Here is a 20,887-nt window from a genome sequence, read left to right on the forward strand (position 1 = left end):
ACGATGTACTCGCGGGCGCATCGCCTGCGCCCGTCGAAAGGACAAGCGTGAGCAGCAGCACCAGGCTGACGCAGGCACTCACCGAGCTGCGGGAATCCCTCGCACCGGTCCGGCTGCCCCTGCCCCTCCCGCAGGCCACCGAGCAGGCCCGCTCCGCGCGCGACATGCAGCGCCAGCTGGACGACTACATCCTGCCCCGGCTCGCCACCATCGAGGCCCCCCTGCTGGCGGTCGTCGGCGGCTCCACCGGTGCCGGCAAGTCCACCCTGGTGAACTCGCTGATCGGGCGGATCGTGACCACGCCCGGCGTGATCCGCCCCACCACCAAGTCGCCGGTGCTGATCTGCCACCCGGCCGACGTGAAGTGGTTCGAGAACGACCGGATCCTGCCCGGCCTGGTGCGCTCGCGTTCCAGCTCCCACGACCAGAACACCCTGCAGATCGTGGAGGAGGCCAGCATCCCGCAGGGCCTGGCCATCATCGACGCCCCCGACGTCGACTCCGTCGTGGAGCAGAACCGCAACCTGGCCGCGCAGCTGCTGCAGGCCGCCGACCTGTGGGTCTTCGTCACCTCCGCCGCGCGTTATGCCGACGCCGTGCCGTGGGACTTCCTCAAGGCCGCCGTCGACCGCTCCGCCGCCGTCGCCGTGGTGCTCGACCGCATCCCGCCGGCCGCCATGAACCAGGTGCCGCCGCACCTGGGCCAGCTGATGACCGAGCGCGGCCTGGCCGACTCCCCGCTCTTCGCCGTGCCGGAGACCGAGACCGATGCCGAGGGCCTGCTGCCCGACGCCGCCGTCTCCCCGATCCGCACCTGGCTGGCCACCCTGGCCGCCGACCAGGCCAGCCGCCAGCGGATCGTGCTGCAGACCCTCGACGGCGCGATCGGGTCGCTGGCGGCCAAGGCGCCCGGCGTGGCCACCGCCGTCGACGCCCAGGCCGAGGCGCTGACCAGCCTGCGCGAGGACGCCGCCGCCAGCTACCGCGAGGCGGTGCGCCAGGTCTCGGTGCAGTCCGCCGACGGCACCCTGCTGCGCGGCGAGGTGCTGGCCCGCTGGCAGGACTTCGTCGGCACCGGCGAGTTCATGAAGGCCATGGAGCAGAAGATCGGCTGGGTCCGTGACCGTCTGTTCGCCACCATCAAGGGCACCCCGCCGGAGGCCGAGGGTGTGAAGGTGGCCGTCGAGTCCGGTCTGGAGGCGCTGGTCCGCGAGGAGGGCGAGGCCGCCGCCGAGCGCGCCGAGGCCGCCTGGCGCGCCACCCCCTTCGGTCGCGACGTGCTGCGCAACCACACCGGCGGCGACCTGTCGCGCGCCTCGGCCGGCTTCCCCGACGCGGTGGCCCGTGCCATCCGCGACTGGCAGGGCGACGTGATGGAGCTGGTCAGCCAGGAGGGCATGGACAAGCGTGCCAAGGCCCGCTACCTGGCACTGGGCGTCAACGGCGCCTCCGCCGCCCTGATGCTGGTGGTCTTCTTCCACACCGCCGGCCTGTCCGGCGCCGAGGTGGGCATCGCCGGTGGCTCGGTGGTGCTGGCCCAGCGGGTGCTGGAGGCCGTCTTCGGTGACGATGCGGTGCGCAAGCTGGCCAACCAGGCCAAGTCCGACCTGGACGCCCGGGTCAGCGCCGTGATGGCCGACGAGCTGCGTCGCTTCGACGACGCGATCGCCGAGCTGGGCGGCGACCCCGAGCAGGCCGAGCGGATCCGCGAGGCCGTCGAGCAGGTCCAGTCCGCCCGCCACGGTGGCTACGACGACTTGGCTGGCACCGCGCTGCCCGCCGCCGCGGCCCCCGCCGCCGTCGAGCCGGCCGATGAGCAGCCCGCCCTGGGCAGCGCCGAGGACTTCCGCACCGCCAGCACGCCCGTGGTGGAGCCCGCCCAGCGCGAGCAGGTGCAGCTGAACACCGTCGAGGGACCCGCCCAGGGCGAGGTCGTCGACGCCGAGATCGTCCACGAGGAGCAGTGATGGCCCGCCGCAATCCCGACCGGATCGAGCTGCCGGAGAAGGTCCGCTCGCTGTCCGAGACCATCGAGCTGGCCGACGGACGCGCCGACTCCGAACTCGTCGACCGTGCCCGTCAGGTGGTGGGCCACACCGACAAGCGGCTCGCCTTCAGCGGTGACATCACCGTGGTGGCGCTGGCCGGCGCCACCGGCTCGGGCAAGTCGTCCACCTTCAATGCGCTGTCCGGCACCCAGCTGGCCGTGCCCGGCGTCACCCGGCCCACCACCAGCAAGGCGATGGCCGCCTACTGGGGCCAGCAGGTGCCCAATGACCTGCTGGACTGGCTGGAGGTCCCCACCCGCCACGTCGTGACCGGGGGAGACGAGGCCCTGCAGGGCCTCGTGCTGCTCGACCTTCCGGACCACGACTCCACCGAGCGCGCCCACCGCGACGAGGTGGACCGCCTGGTGCAGCTGGTGGACATGTTCATCTGGGTGGTGGATCCGCAGAAGTACGCCGACGCCGCCCTGCACGACCGCTACCTCAAGCCGCTGGCCGCCCACGCCGAGGTGATGATGGTGGTGCTCAACCAGGCCGACCGGCTGCCCGAGGGCCAGCTCGAACCCACCCTGCGCGACCTGCGCGCCCTGCTCGACTCCGAAGGCCTGGGCAAGGCGCAGCTGTGCGCCATCAGCGCCCTGAACGGCACCGGGGTCCCGGAGCTGCGCGCTCAGCTGGCCACCGCCATCCAGAACAAGCAGATGGCCGCCAAGCGCCTGGAGGGCGATGTGGTGCAGGCCGCCCAGGCACTCAGCGCCGACATCGGCCATGCCGATCCCGATGAGGTCTCCAGCGCCCGCACCCGCCAGCTGAACAAGGCGCTCGGCGAGGCCGCCGGCGTGGGCGTGGTCAGCGATGCTGTGCTCAAGGCGATGCGCCATCGCGGCACCCTGGCCACCGGCTGGCCCGCGATCAGCTGGGTCAAGCGGCTGCGCCCCGACCCGCTGCGCCGGCTGCACCTGGACAGCGTCAAGCTGGGCAAGAAGGCCGAGCTGGAGCCCGCCCGGGTGCAGCGCACCGGCGTGAACCGCGGTGGCATGAGCTTCAACGGCGTGCAGCAGGCCCGCGTCGACTCCGCGGTGCGTGCCGTGGCCGACGAGGCCTCCGCGGGCTTGCCCCGCGGCTGGGCGGACGCCGTGCGCACCGCCTCGCGTCGCGACGACAAGCTGCTGGCCGACGAGCTGGACAAGGCGGTGGCCACCACCGACCTGGCGATGGACCGAGGCCAGGGCTGGTGGAAGATCTTCCAGGTGCTGCAGTGGCTGCTGATCGCCGCGGTGGTGGTGGGTCTGGTCTGGCTGGGCGCCCGCTTCGCGATGATCTACTTCGGTCTGCCGCCGCTGGACCTGGGCCCCACCTGGCACGGCTTCGCGCTGCCCACCCTGCTGGTGATCGGGGGCGTGGCGGCAGGACTGCTGCTGGCCGCGGTCAGTCGGCTCCTGGTGGAATTCGCCGCCCGCGCCAAGGCGGCGCGCGCCACGGCCGTGCTGGAGAAGTCGATCGGCCGGGTCTCCGAGGAACGCATCATCGGCCCGATCAATGCCGAGCTGCGCCGCTACGAGCAGGCCCGCGACACCGTCGCCCGCGCGCTCTGAGGCAGAACCCCCCAGCAGCACAGCACCCAGGAGGGCCCGACCGCACCGGTCGGGCCCTCCTGGCGTCCCGGGGCCGGGTGTGTCTCAGGCGGAGAAGACGGTGGCGACGAAGTGCACCTGCACCTCCAGGCTGGAGGCCTGCGCCAGTCGCTCCTGGCCCTCCAGCGGCGTGTTCCAGCGGTAGGGCGTCATGCCCCATACCTCGTGCAGCTCCTGCGGCGTGGCCAGCTGCACGGTGGCCGTGAACCGACGACGCTCCACCACCGGATGGTTCTGCGCCAGGGCCACCAGCTCGTCGTGGGGCCGGTAGTGCGGGTAGATCAGCCGTCGCAGCTCGGCCAGGTGGCTGTCACCGGGGGAGACCACCAGGATCCGGCCGCCCGGGCGCACCACGCGGGCGAACTCCGCCTCGTGCAGCGGCGCCATGATGCTGCACAGCAGGTCCACCGAGGCGTCGAGCACCGGCATGTCCATCACGCTCGCGACCGCGCTGAAGGCGCCGGGAACCCGCTTGGCCGTCAGACGGACCGCCGGGCGGGAGATGTCGAAGGCCATCGTCTCGGCCTGCGGGGCCGCCTCGGCCAGGGACCGGGTGAAGGAACCCTCCCCGCAGCCGACGTCGAGCAGCGTGGCGACGGGGCTGGCGTCGGCCAGCTCGTGCGTGAGCGCTGCCAGCCCCTCGGACAACACCGCATAGTGCCCGCGGTCCAGAAAGCGACGCCGGTCGGACACCATGTCGGCGTCGTCGCCGATCACCGCCTTGCGGGAGCGGCCGGGCCGCAGCAGGTTGACGAAGCCCTCCTTGGCGCGGTCGAAGCGGTGGTTGTTGGCGCACCAGACCTCGCGGACGCCGAGGACCAGGGGATCGTGGCAGTGCGGGCAGGCGGCCAGCCGGCTGGTGGGGATGTCGTCCTGGGTGGTGCTCACCCGCCCAGCCTAGGGCTTGTCCACAGACCGCCGGTTGCCGAGGAATTGTCCACAGCTGGCCGGGTCGGTGAGGGAGGCGCGGGCTGCGCGTCCATGCTGCTTCGCACAGCCCGTGCTCGCGGGCACGACCAAGGAGGACACATGCAGGATGCACTGATCAGCCTGTCGGGCAATGTCGGCACCGATGTCGAGTTCAGCCAGGGGGAGGGTTGGATGCTGGCGCGCTTCCGGCTGGCCTGCACGCCGCGTCGGCTGCGGCAGGGCGCCTGGGTGGACCAGGAGACCACCTGGATCTCGGTGAACTGTTGGGGCCGGATGGCGGAGAACGCGAAGGTCTCGCTGGCCAAGGGGGACCCGGTGCTGGTGGTGGGCAAGCTGCGCACCAGCGCCTGGAACGACGCCGAGGGCGTGCGGCACGAGCGCCTGGTGGTGGAGGCCGGCAGCCTGGGCCACGACCTGGCCCGTGGGCGCAGCGAGTTCACCCGCAACGAGCGCCGCGTGGTGATGGAGCAGGGCGAACGGATCGACAGCGTGACCGGAGAGGTCTGCGAGCCCGAGGAGAGTGCCCCGACCCCGCCGCCCGCGGAGGAGACGCTGACCGCGGCCTGAGCCGGGGCCGTCGCGGTCGGGTGGGGGTCGAGACCGCGACGGCCCCCTGACCGGGGAAGTAGGGGAGCGAGCGGGAACGCTGGCATACTGGACAACGTTTGCCGCGCCCGGTTCCGAGGCGCCTCCACACTCGATGCGAAGGACGACAAGCCACCCATGGCCGAGTTCATCTACACCATGCACAACGTGCGCAAGAAGATCGGCGACAAGCTGATCCTCGACAACGTCACGCTCTCCTTCTTCCCGGGCGCCAAGATCGGCGTCGTCGGCCCGAACGGTGCCGGCAAGTCCACCATGCTCAAGCTGATGGCCGGCATGGACCAGCCCAACAACGGTGAGGCCCAGCTGATGAAGGGCGCCACGGTGGGCATCCTGCTGCAGGAGCCCCCGCTGACCGAGGACAAGACCGTCCTGGAGAACGTCGAGGAGGCCGTCGGCGAGATCAAGGGCAAGCTGGACCGCTTCAATGCCATCGGCATGGAGATGGCCGAGCCCGATGCCGACTTCGACGCCCTGATGGCCGAGATGGGCGAGCTGCAGACCGACCTGGACAATGCCAACGCCTGGGACATCGACGCCCAGCTGGCCCAGGCCATGGAGGCGCTGCAGTGCCCGCCCGGCGACACCCCCGTCAACGTGCTCTCCGGCGGTGAGCGCCGTCGCGTGGCGCTGTGCAAGCTGCTGCTCGAGCAGCCCGACCTGCTGCTGCTCGACGAGCCCACCAACCACCTCGACGCGGAGAGCGTGAACTGGCTCGAGGGCCACCTGAAGACCTACCCGGGCGCCGTCCTGGCCGTCACCCACGACCGCTACTTCCTGGACAACGTGGCCGAGTGGATCTGCGAGATCGACCGCGGCCGCCTGCACCCCTACGAGGGCAACTACTCCACCTACCTGGACACCAAGCGCCAGCGCCTGCAGATCGAGGGCCAGAAGGACGCCAAGCGCGCCAAGATCCTGGAGAAGGAGCTGGAGTGGGTCCGCTCCAGCCCGAAGGCCCGCCAGGCCAAGAGCAAGGCCCGTCTGGCCCGCTACGAGGAGATGGCTGCCGAGGCCGAGCGCAACCGCAAGATCGACACCTCGGAGATCAACATCCCGGCGGGTCCGCGCCTGGGCAACACCGTCATCGAGGTGGACAAGCTCAAGAAGGGCTTCGGCGACCGCGTCCTGATCGAGGACCTGTCCTTCTCCCTGCCGCGCAACGGCATCGTGGGCATCATCGGCCCCAACGGCGTCGGCAAGACCACGCTGTTCAAGACCATCGTGGGCTTCGAGCAGCCCGACGCCGGCACCGTGAAGGTGGGCGAGACGGTCAAGTTCAGCTATGTCGACCAGAACCGCTCCGGTATCGACCCCAACAAGAACGTCTGGGAGGTCGTCTCCGACGGCCTGGACTTCCTCAAGGTCGGCAACTTCGAGATGAACTCGCGGGCCTACGTGGCGAGCTTCGGCTTCAAGGGCCCGGACCAGCAGAAGCTGGCCGGTGTGCTCTCCGGTGGTGAGCGCAACCGCCTGAACCTGGCGCTGACCCTGAAGCAGGGCGGCAACGTGCTGCTGCTCGACGAGCCCACCAACGACCTGGATGTCGAAACCCTGTCCAGCCTCGAGGACGCCCTGCTGGACTTCCCGGGCTGCGCCGTGGTGATCTCCCACGACCGCTGGTTCCTGGACCGCATCGCCACCCACATCCTCGCCTGGGAGGGCGACGACGAGGACGAGAGCAAGTGGTTCTGGTTCGAGGGCAACTTCGCCGACTACGAGGCCAACAAGATCGAGCGTCTGGGCGTCGAGGCGGCCCGTCCGCACGCCTCGAAGCACCGTCGCCTCACCCGCGACTGATCACCGGTCCGACGGGACCGCTGGTCTCCTGCGCGAGGGCGCCGCACCCATCCGGGTGCGGCGCCCTCGTCGTTCTGGTCGGGGGTCTGCTCGTGGAGCTGCGCTGGTTCAGCGCTGGAGCATCTGGCAGGCGCCGGTGCCCCCGGGCAGCTGGTGGCGGTGGGCGGCCACCTGCCGATAGATCGGCTGCGCCAGCCAGAGCAGGGCCGGGCTCGCCAGCAGGCGCCCCGCCAGCCGCACCGGACCGCGACCGGTGGCCAGAGCCCGGCCGAAGGCCTCGGCGCCGTGGCTGGTGCGGCCCTGCTCGTCGACGAAGGGCAGTTCCCGGGCGGCGCGACGCTCGTCGACGCCCAGTTCCGCCAGCCGTCGCGGGCTCATCGGTTCGATCCGGCAGCCCAGCCCCCAGCCCTGCATGGCCTGCGCGGTGCTGGTGCAGAAGCCGCAGTCGGGGTCGTAGAGAAGGTAGGACGTCATGGACGCATCCTAGATCTGGCGCAGTGGGCCTGGAGCGGCGTGGCAGGATCGACGGGTGAGCACCGCCGACCCCGAAGCGCCTGAGCCCGACGCCACAGCCGGCCCACGGCGCAGCCTGCTGCTCGACCTGGGCCCCTTCCGCGCCTCACGGCACTTCACCTGGATGTGGATCGGTGCCCTGGTCACCGGTATCGGCAACACGCTCACCTCGGTGGCCGTCGGCCTGCACGTCTACGAGCTCACCGGCTCCACCTTCGCGGTCTCCATGGTGGGCGTGATCGCCCTGCTCCCCACCCTGTGGGCGGGCCTGTACGGCGGCACCATCGTGGACCGCTTCGACCGTCGCCGGGTGGCGTTGGCCTCCGCCGTGCTGGCTTGGCTCTCCACGGCGGGCATCGCCCTGCTGGCCTGGCTGGGCCAGGAGACCATCTGGAGCCTGTACCTGCTCAGCGCGGTCAACACCATCGGCGCCACGCTGGTGGGGGCATCGCGCCAGGCCATGATCCCCAACCTGATCCCCGCCGCCATGCTGCCGGCGGCCGGTGCGCTGAACGGGATGAGCATGGGGCTGGTGATCACCGTCGGCCCCATGCTGGCCGGCCTGCTGGTGGCCCACGGCGGATTCGCCTGGACCTACACCCTGGACCTGTTGCTCTTCTGCGGCTCCTTCCTGGGGCTGGCGGCCCTGCCGCCGATGCCACCCGAACCCGGTGCGGAGACCAGCAGCTGGGCCGCGATCCGGCAGTCCTTCGCCTATGTGCGCGCCACGCCGGTGGTGGCGATGAGCTTCGTGGTGGACATCGTCGCCATGACCTTCGGCAACCTGCGCTCGCTCTACCCGGCCCTCGGCGCCGTGGTGCTGGGCGGCGGGGCGATCACCGCCGGTGTCCTGGCGGCGGCGATGGCCGTCGGGGCCGTGGTCTGCAGCCTGTTCAGCGGACGCATCGTCACCTGGCGCCGCCACGGTCGGGCGGTGAACCTGGCCGTGCTGGCCTACGGCGGCTTCACCATCGGCATGGGCGTCGTGGTGCTGATGGTGCACCTGGGCATCTGGCCCGGGGGAGCGGGCAGCGTCGAGCACGCCAACCGCAGCGCGCTCGCCGTCGCCCTGCTGATGCTCTTCGGCATGGGGGCCAGCGACAACGTCTCGGCCATCTTCCGCAACACCATCCTGCAGCAGGCCGTGCCGGACTCCATCCGTGGCCGGATGCAGGGGATCTACATCATGGTGGTCACCGGCGGGCCTCGGATCGGTGATGCCTTCGTCGGCCTGGCGGCCCTGCTGGCCGTCTGGGCGCCGCCCCTGCTGGGCGGCATCGTCCTGGTGGCCGTCGTGGCCGCCCTGGTGGTGCGGGTGCCAGCCTTCCACCGCTACGACGCGAGCAGCCTCGCGGCCTGAGTCACTGCCCGTCGGGCATCTCGATCTCGCCCAGGTCGTTCCAGCCGTCCTGCGGGATCTCGTAGGAGATCACCTGGGGCCGGGTGGCCGCGTATCGCCCCTGCTCCTTCATGGCCTTGGTGAAGTGCTCGCTGTTGACGTGGGCGCTGCCGGCCTCGGCATCGGCATAGGCCTCGATCAGGATGTACTCGTTGGGATTGTCGACGCTGCGCGACCAGTCGAACCACAGGCAGCCGGGCTCGGCGCGGCAGGCCTCGGTGAACTCACGGGTGAGCTCCATGAAATCGTCGGCGTACTCGGGCTTGACGTCCCACTTCACGGTGATGGTGATCATGGCCCCCATTGTGCCGCGAGCCCGAGGCCGGCCATGACCGCGCACGGTGCACGAAATCTCGCCGGGTGCTCCAGAACCTGAACTGTTGATTATGTTTGAAAGTCGTAGCCACCCTGATGTCGGGTTGGACTGGCGCAGGGTGCACACTGTCTGTCATCGGTCGAGACACCGACCCGCCGTTGCAAGGAAGCAGCGGTGGAACGACGTTGTTCCAGGAGTCACCACCATGGCAATCAATCCAGTCATCACCCGCCGCGGCCTGTTCGGTGCCGGCGTCGCCGTCGCCGCCACCATGGGCCTGTCCGCCTGTGGCGGCAGCGACAAGAAGAGCGAGTCCGGGTCCTCGGCCTCCGCCGGGTCCATCGGCGCGGGGGACGCCTCGCAGGTCGACGTCGTCACCTGGTGGTCCGCCGGCTCGGAGAAGGAGGGCCTGGCCGCGCTGGTCAAGGTCTTCGAGAAGCAGAACGCCGGCACCAAGTTCGAGAACAAGGCCGTCTCCGGTGGCGCCGGCTCGCAGGCCAAGCAGAAGCTGGCCGCAGACCTGGCCGCGAAGAACCCGCCGGACACCTACCAGGCCCACGCCGGAGCCGAGCTGAAGGACGACATCGACGCCGGCTACCTGGAGAACATCGCCCCGCTCTTCGACGAGTTCAAGCTCACCGACGCCTTCCCGGCCACCCTGATGGACCGGATCAAGGACGAGGACGGCGCCATCTACTCGGTGCCCTCCAACATCCACCGCGCCAATGTGGTCTGGGCCAATGTGAAGGCGCTGGAGGCCGCCGGCCTGGACCCGAAGAACCCGCCGGCCGACATCGACGGCTGGATCGCGGACATGCAGAAGATCAAGGCCAAGGGCCTCACCCCCATCACCATGGGCGCTGCCTGGACCCAGCTGCAGCTGCTGGAGACCATCCTGCTGGCAGACCTGGGTGCCGACGGCTACAACGGCCTGTTCGACGGCAAGACCGACTGGGCCGGTGACGGAGTGAAGAAGGCGCTGGACCACTACAAGACCATCGTGGGCTTCACCGACAAGTCGCTCTACACCGAGGACTGGGAGCCCGCCATGAAGCCGATCATGGACGGCAAGGCCGCCTACAACGTGATGGGCGACTGGGCCTTCGCAGCCTGGGAGGGCGCCAAGAAGAAGGCGGGCACGGACTACGTCTACTTCCCGGTGCCCGGCACCAAGGGCACCTTCGACTTCCTGGCCGACTCCTTCACCCTGCCGGTGGGCGCCAAGCACCCCGGCGGCGCGAAGAACTGGCTGAACACGATCTCCTCCAAGGAGGGCCAGATCGCCTTCAACTCCATCAAGGGCTCCATCCCGGCGCGCGCCGACCTGAGCGAGGAGGAGAAGGGCAAGTTCAGCGAGTACCACCAGAGCGCCATGAAGGACTTCGCCGCCGACACGATCGTCTCCTCGATCGCGCACGGCGCGGCCCTGCCGGCCAAGGCCTCGAATGCGATGGGCGACGCGCTGAGCAAGTTCGCCCAGGGCGCCTCCGACGTCACCGCGCTGCAGAAGGCCCTGGCGGACGCCTACAAGTCCGTCGCCTGACACCTCTCGGTCACCGGGGCACCCGCACCGTCGCGGGTGCCCCGCTGTCCGCACAAAGCACCGAAGGAATACCGTGAGCACAACCCCCGCGCCCGCCACCCGGCGCCGGCGCCCCCGGTGGCGCGACTGGCTGCCCGGCCTGCTGCTGATCTCGCCCTCCCTGCTGCTGGTGGGCGTCTTCGTCTACGGCATGATCGGCATCAACATCCACACCTCGCTGCTGGACTCGCACAAGGCCTCCCAGATCTCGGGTCGCAAGCCCACCCACTTCGTTGGCCTCGAGAACTTCACCAACCTGTTCTCCAGCCCGGACTTCCAGCACTCCTTCGTGAACCTGGTGCTGTTCACCGTCGCCTTCCTGGCCGGCACGCTGGTGATCGGCTTCCTGTGGGCCTGGCTGCTGGACCGCCCGATCAAGGGCGAGGGCATCTTCCGCTCCATCTTCCTGTTCCCGATGGCGGTCAGCTTCGTGGCCTCCGGCATCGTCTGGCGCTGGCTGCTCAACTCCGCGCAGGGGGAGCAGGCCTCGGGCCTGAACCGACTCTTCGACATGGTCGGGCTGGACTTCCTGCAGAACTCGTGGACCCAGAACACCGCGCTGGGCATCCTGGCCATCGCGCTGCCCGCGGTCTGGCAGCTCGCCGGCTACGTGATGGCCCTCTTCCTGGCCGGTTTCCGCGGCATCCCCGAGGACCTGCGCGAGGCGGCCCGCGTCGACGGCGCCAACGAGTGGGAGCTGTACAAGAGCGTCATCTTCCCCCAGCTCACCCCGATCGCGCTGAGCGCGGTGATCATCATCGGCCACATGTCGCTCAAGAGCTTCGACCTGATCATGTCCATCACCGACCAGCGCACCTACTCCACCAAGGTGCCGGCCATCGACATGTTCAACTTCATGACCGACAACGACTACTCCAATGCCGCCGCCGTGGGCACCGTGCTGCTGGTCCTGGTGGCCGTGGCCGTCATCCCCTACCTGGTGCACGACGCGAAGGGCAGGAACTGACATGTCCGCACCCACCGCCACCGCCCCGGCGCCCGTCACCGAGGCCGAGCTGCTCGCCGCGCCCAGCACCCGCCGCGCCGCCGGCGAGCGCTTCACCTGGGCCACCGGCCTGCGCTACGCCCTGCTGCTCTTCTCGCTCTTCCTGGTGCTGATCCCGGTCTACGTGCTGTTCATCACCAGCTTCAAGAACGGCGCCGACGCCGACCCCTCGCGCACCTGGTTGCTGCCCGAGACCTGGACCATGGACAACTGGGTCCGGGCCTGGGACCAGCTCAAGGGTGGGCTGGTGCGCTCCCTGCTGCTGGTGATCCCCAGCTCGATCATCTCCGCCATGCTGGGCAGCGCCAATGGCTTCGTGCTGAGCAAGTGGCGCTTCCCGGGCGCCAACATCGTGTTCACCATGATCCTGTTCGGCATGTTCATCCCCTACCAGGCGGTGATGATCCCGCTGATGAAGCTGGTCACCTCGGCCGACATCGGCATGGGGATCCCGACGCTGATCCTGATGCACGTGGTCTACGGCATCCCGATCACCACGCTGATCTTCCGCAACTACTACGAGAGCGTTCCCACCGAGCTGATCGAGGCCGCCAAGGTGGACGGCTCCGGCATGCTGAGCACCTTCTTCCGCGTGGTGCTGCCGATCTCCATCCCGAGTTTCGTGGTGGTGCTGATCTGGCAGTTCACCAGTGCCTGGAACGACTTCCTGTTCGCACTCTTCTTCGGTGGCGGCGCGCAGTCCGGCCCGGTCACGCTGGCCCTGAACAACCTGGCGCACGGCTCGATCATGGCCGACTACGGCGCCTCGATGTCCGGTGCGCTGATCGCCTCGGTGCCGACGCTGCTGGTCTACATCGCGCTGGGCAAGTACTTCGTCGGCGGCCTGATGTCGGGCTCGGTCAAGGGCTGAGCCGGCTCAGTCGTCGAGCGCGTAGTAGCCACGACGTTGCGGCGGGGAGATCTCGAAGTCGGGCAGCACCTCGCGGGCCCTGGCCAGCACGGCCAGCGGACCACGTAGCGCCTCGATCGTGTCGCCCTCCACGTCCAGCCAGGCCCAGCGGCCACGGACGTGGAGGGCGTCGATCGGGTCGTCCTGCAGCAGCTGCATCAGCAGCGGACTGCTGGTGGCGTGGCCCACCCGGCTGAAGGTGGCCTTCACGACGTAGCGGTCGTTGAAGTCCTCCCACTCGGTGCCGATGCCGCCCGGGAAGAGGCGTCGGGCGCGGATGGTGACCTCGTCGGGAATGGGTCGCACCAGCGGCACCAGCAGCCGGGCGTGGTGCGCGTCCTCACGCACCAGGGCGAAGACCTGGCCGTCGATCCGTCCCCGCAGCAGTCGCCCCGGTGGGTCGAGCGCCCGCCGGGGACGCACGTCGGCCAGTTCCGGGTCATCGGTGGCGAGCTCCAGCAGGTCCGGCTGGTCGTGGTCCACCGGGTGCTCCCAGCCGGGCCAGGTGCGGGTGTCGTGACGGCTGCCCAGACGCAAGGGCTGGGCGGGACCGGGCGGAGCGACGGGCTGGTCGTACCAGCGCGCCAGCAGGCCGGCGGCCATCTTCTGCTCCAGCAGGTCGGCCACCTGCCCCAGCAGCCGCGCCGTCTGGTTGCGATGGCGGTCGTCCAGGGCCACCAGCCGGTCGGCGTCGACGAACAGGCGCACCGGCCAGCGTCGTGAGTGCTCCTCCAGCAGATGCCAGACCTGTGGGTCGAGCACGGTGCGGGCGTAGTCGGTGGAGCCGGCATGGACCCGCCAGGCCCGCGAGTCATACCCGTCGCGGTCCTCGGGCACCTCGACGTCCACCCGGGCGACGGGGGTGTGCTGGCCCACGGGGAAGGTGATGTCGTCGGTGACCAGCAGCGGCTGCAGGGGGCGGGAGAGCGAGGTGACCAGCACCGCCAGCTGGGTGGGTGGGCGGCGGCGGTCCAGCAGGTTCTGCGAGGGCAACTCGTCCTGCACGTAGTAGCGGTGCACGGCGCGGGAGCCGACGGCGGTGCTGCTCCACCAGGTGAGGCAACGGTGGGCCCATCGCGGGCACTGCAGGCGGATCCTGGGCTGCGGCGTGCGCCGGCTCCACGTCGCTCCGCGCCAGGTCAGGTCCACCAGCTGATTGTGATGCCCCGGGGCGTCGGATGCACGAAACCCGCCGACGGACCCCGGAAAGGCTCAGCCCGGTTGCCTCAGCGGCGCAGCCGGGCGGCGAGCTCGGCGTTGCGGCAGGCGAGGTCCTGCCAGTGTGAGGGCGTGCGCTCGGCCAGCGCGAGGGCCTGGTCCGAGCTGGTGGGGCGGGTGCGCCAGCGGTCCAGCCGACCGTCGGTGGCGCTGAGCTGCAGCAGCAGCCCGTCGTGCCAGCCCGCGACCGACAGGTCGGCCGGCTGCTGGTCTGTCATCCGGTTGGGCTGCACCAACCAGTCGATGGCCGCCAGCTCCAGCTGGATGCGCTGGGCGGTCTCGAAGGCCAGGCCCTCGCTGGCGCGCTCCCGGGCGTCGAGCAGTCGTTCGCGCAGGGCCTCGGCGGCAGTGGGTTCACCTGCCAGCACCCGACGGGTCCAGTGCAGGCAGGCCTCGTGGACGGCAGGGGAGATCCCTCTGGCCTCGGCGAAGGCGCGCTCGGCGCCGTCCAGCTGGGTGCCGGTGAGGTGCAGCGGCCAGGCGCGGAGCACCGCGCTGCGGGCCAGGACGGCACGGTCCGAGCCCAGCACGGCGCGTGTGGTGCCGCCGGGTTGTGGTGCATAGGCGATGCGCAGGCCGGGGCGCCCAGGGTCCTCGTCGAGCACCAGCCAGCAGGGCACGTCCGCCCCGCCCACCGCCCGGTTCCAGCGCGGCAAGGACCGCTCCAGTGGGTTGCGCTCCAGCCAGGCGGCCTCGTGCACCGAGGCGCACTCCAGGGCGTCGATGCGCGCCACCTGCGGCACCATCCGGCCCAGGTGGCGACGTCCCTTCAGCTCTCCCCAGTAGGAGCGGACCCGGCTGCGCAGGCTGGTGGCCCGCCCGATGTAGAGGGTGCGGCCGTCGGCGGCGTGGAAGCGGTAGACGCCCGGCGCCTGCGGCAGCAGGGCCGAGCTGGCCAGCGGCCCCGCCACGCTCAGCCCCGGTGGGCCGCGAGCAGCTCGCCCAGGGTCATGGCGTCGCGGGCCTCCAGGTCCTTGACCTGTTTGCGGCAGGAGAAACCGTCGGCCAGCACGATGGCCTCGGGCTTGGCGTGCAGGGCGGGCAGCAGGTCGTGCTCGGCCACCTTCACGCTCACCTCGTAGTGGCCCCGCTCGACGCCGAAGTTGCCGGCCAGGCCGCAGCAACCGCCCAGCGTCACCACCTCGGCACCGGTGCGGGCCAGCAGGGCGGCATCGGCGGCCCAGCCCAGCACGGCGGCATGGTGGCAGTGCGGCTGCGCGATGATGGTGTGCCCGCTCAGGTCGGGCAGCTCCAGGTCCTCGACGGTGGCCAGCAGCTCGGCCAGGGTGTGGATCCCGTCGGCCACCTCGGCCACCCGCTCGTCGTCGTGCAGCAGTTCCTTGGCATCGCTGCGCCAGACCGCCATGCAGCTGGGCTCCAGTCCGACGACGGGGATGCCGGCCGCCACGATGGGGTGCAGCACCTCCAGCGCCGCCCGCAGCTGGCGACGGGCCCCGTCGAGCTGGCCGGTGGTGATCCAGGTCAGCCCGCAGCAGGCGTCCTCCTGCAGCACCCGCGGCTCGAAACCGGCGCCCACCAGGGTCTGCACCAGGCCGGCGAGCTGGTTGCCCACGAAGGAGTCGGTGAAGGAGTCCACCCAGATGACCACGGGACGGCCCTGGCCCTCGGGGGCCGAGACGGGTCCCGGGGTCGGGCGGGTGCGTCCGGCCGTCAGGCCGGAGGCGACGCGCCGCACCAGCCGGGAGGGGGCATAGGGGGACGGGGTCGTGTCGTCGGAGTGCTCCGCCTGGGCCTGCTGCTCCAGGCCCGGCCGCGCGGCGCCCTCCACGGCGCCCAGGCCGCGGAAGTCGGAGCGGGCGCTGCCACCGGTACGGAACTCGGGCATCGGGCGACGCTGGTCCACCCCGGCCGCCAGTCGCACCAGGTGCTTGGCGCCGGGCAGCTGGGTGCCCAGGTTGGCGACGGCACCGACGCCCGGCACGCGGGTCACCAGACGGCCCCAGCGCGGCAGCCAGCCCAGCGCGTAGTGGCTCATCGGGCGCAGCCGGCCCTTGTAGCTCTCGTGCAGCACCCGCGACTTGTAGCTGGGCATGTCGATGCCGGTGGGGCAGTCGCGCGAGCAGCCCTTGCAGCTCAGGCACAGGTCCAGCGCCTCGTGCACCTCGGGGGAGCGCCAGCCCTCGGCCACCAGCGAGCCGTTGACCATCTCCTGCAGCACCCGGGCGCGGCCGCGGGTGGAGTCCTTCTCGTCGCGGGTGGCCTGGAAGGAGGGGCACATCACGCCGCCGCCGGCCGTCGAGTCCGCCAGGCACTTGCCCACGCCGGTGCACTGGTGCACCGCGGTGACGAAGTCAGGGTCCTCGGTGCGCAGCGGGGAAGCCAGCGTGGCGGCGACGCGGATGTCGGCCTCCACCGGCCGCGGGTCCACCAGGACGCCGGGGTTGAGCAGGTTGTGGGGATCGAAGAGCTGCTTCACCTGGCCGAACAGGCTGATCGCCTCGGGCGAGTACATCGCCCCCAGCAGCGCCGAGCGCGCCCGCCCGTCGCCGTGCTCACCGCTCATCGAGCCGCCGTGGCGTGCGGCCAGCGCGGCTGCCTGCTCCACGAACTCGCGGTAGCGCTGCGGCCCACCGGCCTCGGTGAGGGGGAAGTCGATGCGGCAGTGCACGCAGCCGTCGCCGAAGTGGCCGTAGGGCAGGCCCTGCAGGCCGTGCTCGCCCAGCAGGGCGTCGAACTCGCGCAGGTAGGCACCCAGCCGCTCGGGCGGCACGGCGGCGTCCTCCCAGCCGGCATAGGCCGGGTTGTCCAGGCTGACACCGGCCAGGCCGGCGCCGTCAGCGCGGATCTTCCACAGCGCCTTGACCACGGCCGCATCGGTGACGATCCAGCCCTCCAGCGCCCCGCAGGCGGCCAGCAGGCCCTCGGCCCGCGCCTGCACCTCCGCCTCGTCCTCGCCGACCAGCTCGACGAAGACCCAGCCGTCGCCGCGCGGCAGCTCGGGCACGGCGGCGCTGCCGTGCTGGCGGGCCACCACGTCGACGATGCGGCGGTCCATGCCCTCGCAGGCCACCGGGGAGAAGGGCAGGATGGCGGGCATCGCGTCGGCGGCCTCGGCCATCGTCGGGTAGCCCAGCGCCAACATCCGGGAGACGGGTGCGTCGGAGACCAGCCGCACGGTGGCCGAGGTGATGACCCCCAGCGTGCCCTCGGTGCCGGAGAAGAAGCGCGCCGCGTCGAAGCGGTTCTCGGGCAGCAGGTGCTCCAGCGAGTAGCCGGAGACCTGGCGCGAGAAGTGCCCGAACTCGGTGCGGATGGTGCCCAGGTTGGCGGCCACCAGCTCGCGCAGCGCCGGCAGGGGAGCGGCATCCGAGCCCCCCTCGCCCAGCCGCACCAGCTCCCCGGTGCCGGTGATGACGTCGAGGGCCACCACGTTGTCGGCACTGCGGCCATAGCCCAGGGCGCGGGGGCCGCAGGCATTGTTGCCGATCATGCCGCCGATGGTGCAGCGGGTGGCGGTGGACGGGTCGGGGCCGAAGCGCAGGCCGTGCGGGCGGGCGGCCAGCTGCAGGTTCTGCTGCACCACACCGGGCTGCACCACGGCGGTGCGGGCCTCGGGGTCGATGGTGCCGATCTGGTGGAGGTGCCGGGCGACGTCGACCACCAGTCCTTCGCCCACCGCATTGCCGGCGCAGGAGGTGCCGGCACCACGGGGCACCAGCGGGAGTCCCGCGGCCAGGGCGGCGCGGACCACGGTGGTGAGCTCCTCGACGCTGCGGGGCCGGGCCACCGCCTGCGGCACGACGCGGTAGATGGAGCCGTCGCTGGAGTAGAGGGCCCGGGTCAGGCTGGTGGTGTCGGTGCAGTCACGGGCATCGGGCTGTGCGAGGTAGTCGTCGAGGGCGCTCACGCGCTCAGTCTGCCACCGCCAGCACGGCGCGCATCACGCGTCCCAGTGCGGCGAAGTCCTCCTCGGAGACGTTGTCCACCAGCACCCGGCGCACCGCCGAGACGTGGCTGGGGGCGGCCTGCTCGAGCAGCTCGTAGCCCTTGTCCGTCAGCTGCGCGACCACGCCGCGACGGTCCTCCGGCGCAGAGGAGCGGGCCACCCAGCCGGAGTTCTCCATCCGGGCCACCGCGTGGGTCAGCCGAGAGCGCGACTGGTGCACCAGGTCGGCCAGCTCGCTCATCCGCAGCCGACGCCCCTCCGCCTCGGAGAGGCAGACCAGGATCTCGTACTCGCCCAGGTCGAGGCCGTGACGACGAAGGTCCTGGTCCAGGTAGGAGTCGATGCGCGCCACCCCGAGCAGGTAGCTGCGCCAGATGCGCTGCTGCTCCTCGGTGAGCCACAGGGTCTCGTCGTGCTTGGCCATGGAGCGGAGTATATCCACGCGAGGTCACTGCTCCCGGGGCCGCCCACGAGTGGACTCGCCCCTGTCCAGGGCCCATACTTGAACACTGTTCAGGCCCGCACGGGGCCTCGTCCGCAGGAGCTCCATCATGGCCGACGCCGCCCGCCCCTCCCGTTCCCGCGACCTCGCGATGATCGCCGTCTTCGCTGGCCTGATGGCCGCCCTGGGGCTGCTGCCGCCGATCCCGATCCCGCTCTCCCCGGTGCCGATCACCGCCCAGTCGCTGGGCGTCATGCTGGCCGGCTCCATCATCGGCGCCCGGCGTGGCGCCGGTGCCCTGCTGCTCTTCCTCGCCCTGGTGGCCATCGGCCTGCCGCTGCTCTCCGGCGGCCGCGGCGGCCTGGGCGTCTTCATGGGCCCGTCGGTGGGCTTCCTGGTGGGCTGGGTGGTCTGCGCCTGGTTCATCGGCCTGGTCACCGAGCGGCTGGGCGCCCCCTACACACTGGCCAAGGGGCTGGTGGCAAATGTGCTGGGCGGCATCGTCCTGCTCTATGTCTGCGGCATCGCCGGCGTCCTGGTGCGCACCGGCATGACCCTGAAGGCGGCGCTGCTGTCCAATGTGCCCTACCTGGTGGGCGATGCCATCAAGGTGGTCATCGCCAGCCTGGTGGCGCTCGGTGTGCACCGTGCCTACCCGGGTCTGCTGGCCTCGCGACGGGTGGGCGCTTCCCGGTGACCGGCTCCTCCTCGCGGGACCTGGCGCTGGTCTGCAGCTTCGCGGGCCTCACCGCCCTGCTGGGCCTGCTGCCGGCGCTCCCGGTGGCGTGGTCGCCGGTGCCGGTGACCCCGCAGTCACTGGGCCCGATGCTGGCCGGCTCGCTGCTGGGCTGGCGGCGGGCGCTGGCCTCGCAGACCATCTTCTGGCTGCTGGTGGCCCTGGGTCTGCCGCTGCTCTCCGGCGGTCGTGGTGGCCTGGGCGTGCTGCTCGGCCCGTCGGTGGACTTCCTGCTGGGTTATGTGCTCTGCGCCGGGGCGATCGGCTGGGCCTGCCAGCGCTGGCACACCGAGCGGGCCCTGCCGCTGCTGCTGGTCAACCTGCTGGGCGGCGTGCTGCTGCTCGACCTGCTGGGTGCCCTCGGCTTCGCCGCGGTGCTGCGCACCGGGCCGGTCGCCTCACTGGTGATGGCCGCCACCTACGTTCCGGGCGGCCTGCTCAAGGCGGCCCTGGCCACCTCCGTGGCCGTCGGCGTGCACCGCGCCGTGCCCGGCCTGCTGCCGGCGCCAGTCCCGGCCGCGACCGTCCGGCTGGCGGGGGAGGCGCGATGATCTCGATCGAGGCCCGCCAGGTGGGCCACGCCTACGGCGAGGGCAGCACCCGACGGGTGGTGCTCAGCGACGTCAACCTGCGCGCCACCGAGCGACGGATCGGCGTGATCGGGCACAACGGCTCGGGCAAGTCCACCTTCCTGCGGATGCTCAACGGCCTGGTGCTGCCCACCGAGGGCAGCATCCTGGTGGACGGCATGGACACCGCCTCCCGCGCCAAGGAGATCCGCAAGCTGGTGGGCTTCCTGTTCACCGACCCGGACAACCAGATCATCATGCCCACCGTCGCCGAGGATGTGGCCTTCGGGCTGCGTCGCAGCGGTCTGGACAAGCAACAGGTGGCCGAGCGGGTCGACGCCCTGTTGGAGCGCTTCGGGCTGCTGGGCCACCGCGACCACCCGGCCCAGCTGCTCTCCGGCGGGCAGAAACAGCTGCTGGCACTCGCCTCGGTGCTGGTCACCGAGCCGAGGATGATCGTGATGGACGAGCCCACCACCCTGCTCGACATCCGCAATGCCAACCAGATCGGCCGCATCATCGACACCGTCGAGGCCACCGTCGTGCTGGCCACCCACCACCTGCACCTGCTGCACTCCTTCGACCGGGTACTGGTCTTCGACCAGGGCCGGCTGGTGGCCGACGGCAGTCCGCAGGAGTCGATCGCCACCTACGAGCGCATCATGGAGGCCTGATGCGCTCCACCCTGGGCCTCTACCGTCCCGGCAGTTCCCCGCTGCACCGGCTGGGTGCCGGTCCGAAGCTGGTGGCCCTGCTGGTCCTGGGCCTGGCCTCGGTGCTGCTGCAGCGCTCCTTGGTGGCCACCCTGGGCAGCCTGGCCGTGGTGCTGGTGCTCTATGCGGTGGCCGGCATGGACCTGCGCACCACCTGGCAGCAGGTGCGCCCGATGGCCTGGCTGCTGCTCTTCACCGCCGCCTTCCACCTGTGGGCCTCTGGCTGGCGCAAGGCGCTGGTCTACACCGCCATGATCGTGGTGATGGTGCTGGCCGCCGCCCTGGTGACGCTCACCACCCGCACCACCGCCATGGTGGACCAGGTGGTGCGCGCCGCCGGCCCGCTGCGCCGCCTGGGCGTCGACCCCGAACGCGTGGGCCTGGTGCTGAACCTGGGCATCCGCTGCGTGCCGCTGGTGGCGGCCATCGCCGCCGAGGTGCGCGAGGCTCAGTACGCCCGACTGGGGCAGTTCAGCCTGCGCAGCTTCGCGGTGCCGCTGGTGGTGCGCTGCCTGCGCGACGCCGACGCGCTGGGCGAGGCGCTGGCCGCCCGTGGCGTCGATGACTGAGGCGGCGATTCCCTTGCCTGCAGGACAAGAC

General features: G+C 71.1%; 19 protein-coding genes. 12 read left to right on the plus strand and 7 right to left on the minus strand.

The annotated features are described in order from the left end of the window. The first annotated feature begins 47 nt into the window (after positions 1-47). Both ABD073_RS06845 and ABD073_RS06850 read left to right on the plus strand, forming a co-directional pair. Positions 48-1,967: a GTPase family protein gene (locus ABD073_RS06845; protein WP_343873248.1), complete on the plus strand. Its 1,920-nt coding sequence runs from the start codon at positions 48-50 to the stop codon at positions 1,965-1,967. Further along, positions 1,967-3,601: a YfjP family GTPase gene (locus tag ABD073_RS06850; RefSeq protein WP_343873249.1), complete on the plus strand. Its 1,635-nt coding sequence runs from the start codon at positions 1,967-1,969 to the stop codon at positions 3,599-3,601. The genes ABD073_RS06845 and ABD073_RS06850 overlap by 1 nt, the downstream gene beginning before the upstream one ends. Positions 3,602-3,685: 84 nt before the next feature. On the opposite strand, the gene ABD073_RS06855 is transcribed toward ABD073_RS06850, so the two are convergent. Then, positions 3,686-4,528, minus strand: coding sequence for a putative RNA methyltransferase (locus tag ABD073_RS06855; protein ID WP_343873250.1), 843 nt, complete (start codon positions 4,526-4,528; stop codon positions 3,686-3,688). A 141-nt stretch (positions 4,529-4,669) separates the two neighbouring features. Here ABD073_RS06855 and ABD073_RS06860 point away from each other — a divergent pair, with 141 nt between their 5' ends. Further along, the gene (locus tag ABD073_RS06860) at positions 4,670-5,137 is read left to right on the plus strand and encodes a single-stranded DNA-binding protein (RefSeq protein WP_343873251.1); all 468 of its coding nucleotides are present in this window, start codon (positions 4,670-4,672) and stop codon (positions 5,135-5,137) included. A gap of 156 nt (positions 5,138-5,293) precedes the next feature. Next, positions 5,294-6,976, plus strand: coding sequence for an energy-dependent translational throttle protein EttA (gene ettA / locus ABD073_RS06865; RefSeq protein WP_343873252.1), 1,683 nt, complete (start codon positions 5,294-5,296; stop codon positions 6,974-6,976). Between the two features lie 108 nt (positions 6,977-7,084). Here the strand turns inward: ettA and ABD073_RS06870 are convergent, their stop codons facing one another. Further along, positions 7,085-7,450, minus strand: coding sequence for a thiol-disulfide oxidoreductase DCC family protein (locus ABD073_RS06870; RefSeq protein ID WP_343873253.1), 366 nt, complete (start codon positions 7,448-7,450; stop codon positions 7,085-7,087). 55 nt (positions 7,451-7,505) lie between these two features. Here ABD073_RS06870 and ABD073_RS06875 point away from each other — a divergent pair, with 55 nt between their 5' ends. Continuing rightward, on the plus strand, positions 7,506-8,849 hold the full coding sequence (locus ABD073_RS06875; protein ID WP_343873254.1) for an MFS transporter: 1,344 nt from the start codon (positions 7,506-7,508) through the stop codon (positions 8,847-8,849). Position 8,850: 1 nt separating this feature from the next. On the opposite strand, the gene ABD073_RS06880 is transcribed toward ABD073_RS06875, so the two are convergent. Beyond that, complete coding sequence (locus ABD073_RS06880) at positions 8,851-9,183, minus strand: putative quinol monooxygenase (protein WP_343873255.1); 333 nt, start codon at positions 9,181-9,183, stop codon at positions 8,851-8,853. 226 nt (positions 9,184-9,409) lie between these two features. On the opposite strand from ABD073_RS06880, the gene ABD073_RS06885 reads away from it, so the two are divergent. The 3 genes from ABD073_RS06885 to ABD073_RS06895 all read left to right on the plus strand — a co-directional run bounded on the left by ABD073_RS06885 (position 9,410) and on the right by ABD073_RS06895 (position 12,663). Beyond that, on the plus strand, positions 9,410-10,747 hold the full coding sequence (locus tag ABD073_RS06885) for an ABC transporter substrate-binding protein (protein WP_343873256.1): 1,338 nt from the start codon (positions 9,410-9,412) through the stop codon (positions 10,745-10,747). Between the two features lie 73 nt (positions 10,748-10,820). Next, complete coding sequence (locus ABD073_RS06890; RefSeq protein ID WP_343873257.1) at positions 10,821-11,753, plus strand: carbohydrate ABC transporter permease; 933 nt, start codon at positions 10,821-10,823, stop codon at positions 11,751-11,753. Position 11,754: 1 nt separating this feature from the next. Then, positions 11,755-12,663 carry a carbohydrate ABC transporter permease gene (locus ABD073_RS06895; protein ID WP_343873258.1) on the plus strand — a complete coding sequence of 303 codons (909 nt, stop codon included), beginning with the start codon at positions 11,755-11,757 and terminating at the stop codon, positions 12,661-12,663. Between the two features lie 6 nt (positions 12,664-12,669). On the opposite strand, the gene ABD073_RS06900 is transcribed toward ABD073_RS06895, so the two are convergent. The 4 genes from ABD073_RS06900 to ABD073_RS06915 all read right to left on the minus strand — a co-directional run bounded on the left by ABD073_RS06900 (position 12,670) and on the right by ABD073_RS06915 (position 18,251). Then, entirely contained in the window at positions 12,670-13,851 is a 1,182-nt protein-coding gene (locus ABD073_RS06900; protein WP_343873259.1) for a hypothetical protein, read from the minus strand. Positions 13,852-13,928: 77 nt separating this feature from the next. Then, on the minus strand, positions 13,929-14,831 hold the full coding sequence (locus ABD073_RS06905; protein WP_343873260.1) for a hypothetical protein: 903 nt from the start codon (positions 14,829-14,831) through the stop codon (positions 13,929-13,931). Positions 14,832-14,833: 2 nt separating this feature from the next. Further along, entirely contained in the window at positions 14,834-17,788 is a 2,955-nt protein-coding gene (locus ABD073_RS06910) for an FAD-binding and (Fe-S)-binding domain-containing protein (protein WP_343873261.1), read from the minus strand. Between the two features lie 4 nt (positions 17,789-17,792). Then, positions 17,793-18,251: a MarR family winged helix-turn-helix transcriptional regulator gene (locus ABD073_RS06915; RefSeq protein ID WP_343873263.1), complete on the minus strand. Its 459-nt coding sequence runs from the start codon at positions 18,249-18,251 to the stop codon at positions 17,793-17,795. Between the two features lie 127 nt (positions 18,252-18,378). Between ABD073_RS06915 and ABD073_RS06920 the strand changes: the two genes are divergently transcribed. Genes ABD073_RS06920 through ABD073_RS06935 form a run of 4 tightly spaced genes read left to right on the plus strand, consistent with a single transcriptional unit; the run spans position 18,379 to position 20,856 of the window. After that, complete coding sequence (locus ABD073_RS06920; protein ID WP_343873264.1) at positions 18,379-18,966, plus strand: biotin transporter BioY; 588 nt, start codon at positions 18,379-18,381, stop codon at positions 18,964-18,966. Beyond that, on the plus strand, positions 18,963-19,556 hold the full coding sequence (locus ABD073_RS06925; protein ID WP_343873265.1) for a biotin transporter BioY: 594 nt from the start codon (positions 18,963-18,965) through the stop codon (positions 19,554-19,556). The genes ABD073_RS06920 and ABD073_RS06925 overlap by 4 nt, the downstream gene beginning before the upstream one ends. Further along, positions 19,553-20,248 carry an energy-coupling factor ABC transporter ATP-binding protein gene (locus ABD073_RS06930; protein WP_343873266.1) on the plus strand — a complete coding sequence of 232 codons (696 nt, stop codon included), beginning with the start codon at positions 19,553-19,555 and terminating at the stop codon, positions 20,246-20,248. The genes ABD073_RS06925 and ABD073_RS06930 overlap by 4 nt, the downstream gene beginning before the upstream one ends. Continuing rightward, positions 20,248-20,856: an energy-coupling factor transporter transmembrane component T family protein gene (locus ABD073_RS06935; RefSeq protein WP_343873267.1), complete on the plus strand. Its 609-nt coding sequence runs from the start codon at positions 20,248-20,250 to the stop codon at positions 20,854-20,856. Before ABD073_RS06930 ends, ABD073_RS06935 begins: the two co-directional genes overlap by 1 nt. Positions 20,857-20,887: the final 31 nt, after the last annotated feature.

It is taken from the genome of Luteococcus peritonei (assembly GCF_039526385.1).
Taxonomy (GTDB): domain Bacteria; phylum Actinomycetota; class Actinomycetes; order Propionibacteriales; family Propionibacteriaceae; genus Luteococcus; species Luteococcus peritonei.

Coding starts and splice junctions, on each gene's coding strand:
- ABD073_RS06850 (WP_343873249.1), top strand. CDS start 1,967: ATGGCCCGCCGCAATCCCGACCGGATCGAGCTGCCGGAGAAGGTCCGC.
- ABD073_RS06920 (WP_343873264.1), top strand. CDS start 18,379: ATGGCCGACGCCGCCCGCCCCTCCCGTTCCCGCGACCTCGCGATGATC.
- ABD073_RS06930 (WP_343873266.1), top strand. CDS start 19,553: ATGATCTCGATCGAGGCCCGCCAGGTGGGCCACGCCTACGGCGAGGGC.
- ABD073_RS06860 (WP_343873251.1), top strand. CDS start 4,670: ATGCAGGATGCACTGATCAGCCTGTCGGGCAATGTCGGCACCGATGTC.
- ABD073_RS06880 (WP_343873255.1), bottom strand. CDS start 9,183: ATGATCACCATCACCGTGAAGTGGGACGTCAAGCCCGAGTACGCCGAC.
- ABD073_RS06895 (WP_343873258.1), top strand. CDS start 11,755: ATGTCCGCACCCACCGCCACCGCCCCGGCGCCCGTCACCGAGGCCGAG.
- ABD073_RS06935 (WP_343873267.1), top strand. CDS start 20,248: ATGCGCTCCACCCTGGGCCTCTACCGTCCCGGCAGTTCCCCGCTGCAC.
- ettA (WP_343873252.1), top strand. CDS start 5,294: ATGGCCGAGTTCATCTACACCATGCACAACGTGCGCAAGAAGATCGGC.
- ABD073_RS06870 (WP_343873253.1), bottom strand. CDS start 7,450: ATGACGTCCTACCTTCTCTACGACCCCGACTGCGGCTTCTGCACCAGC.
- ABD073_RS06885 (WP_343873256.1), top strand. CDS start 9,410: ATGGCAATCAATCCAGTCATCACCCGCCGCGGCCTGTTCGGTGCCGGC.
- ABD073_RS06915 (WP_343873263.1), bottom strand. CDS start 18,251: ATGGCCAAGCACGACGAGACCCTGTGGCTCACCGAGGAGCAGCAGCGC.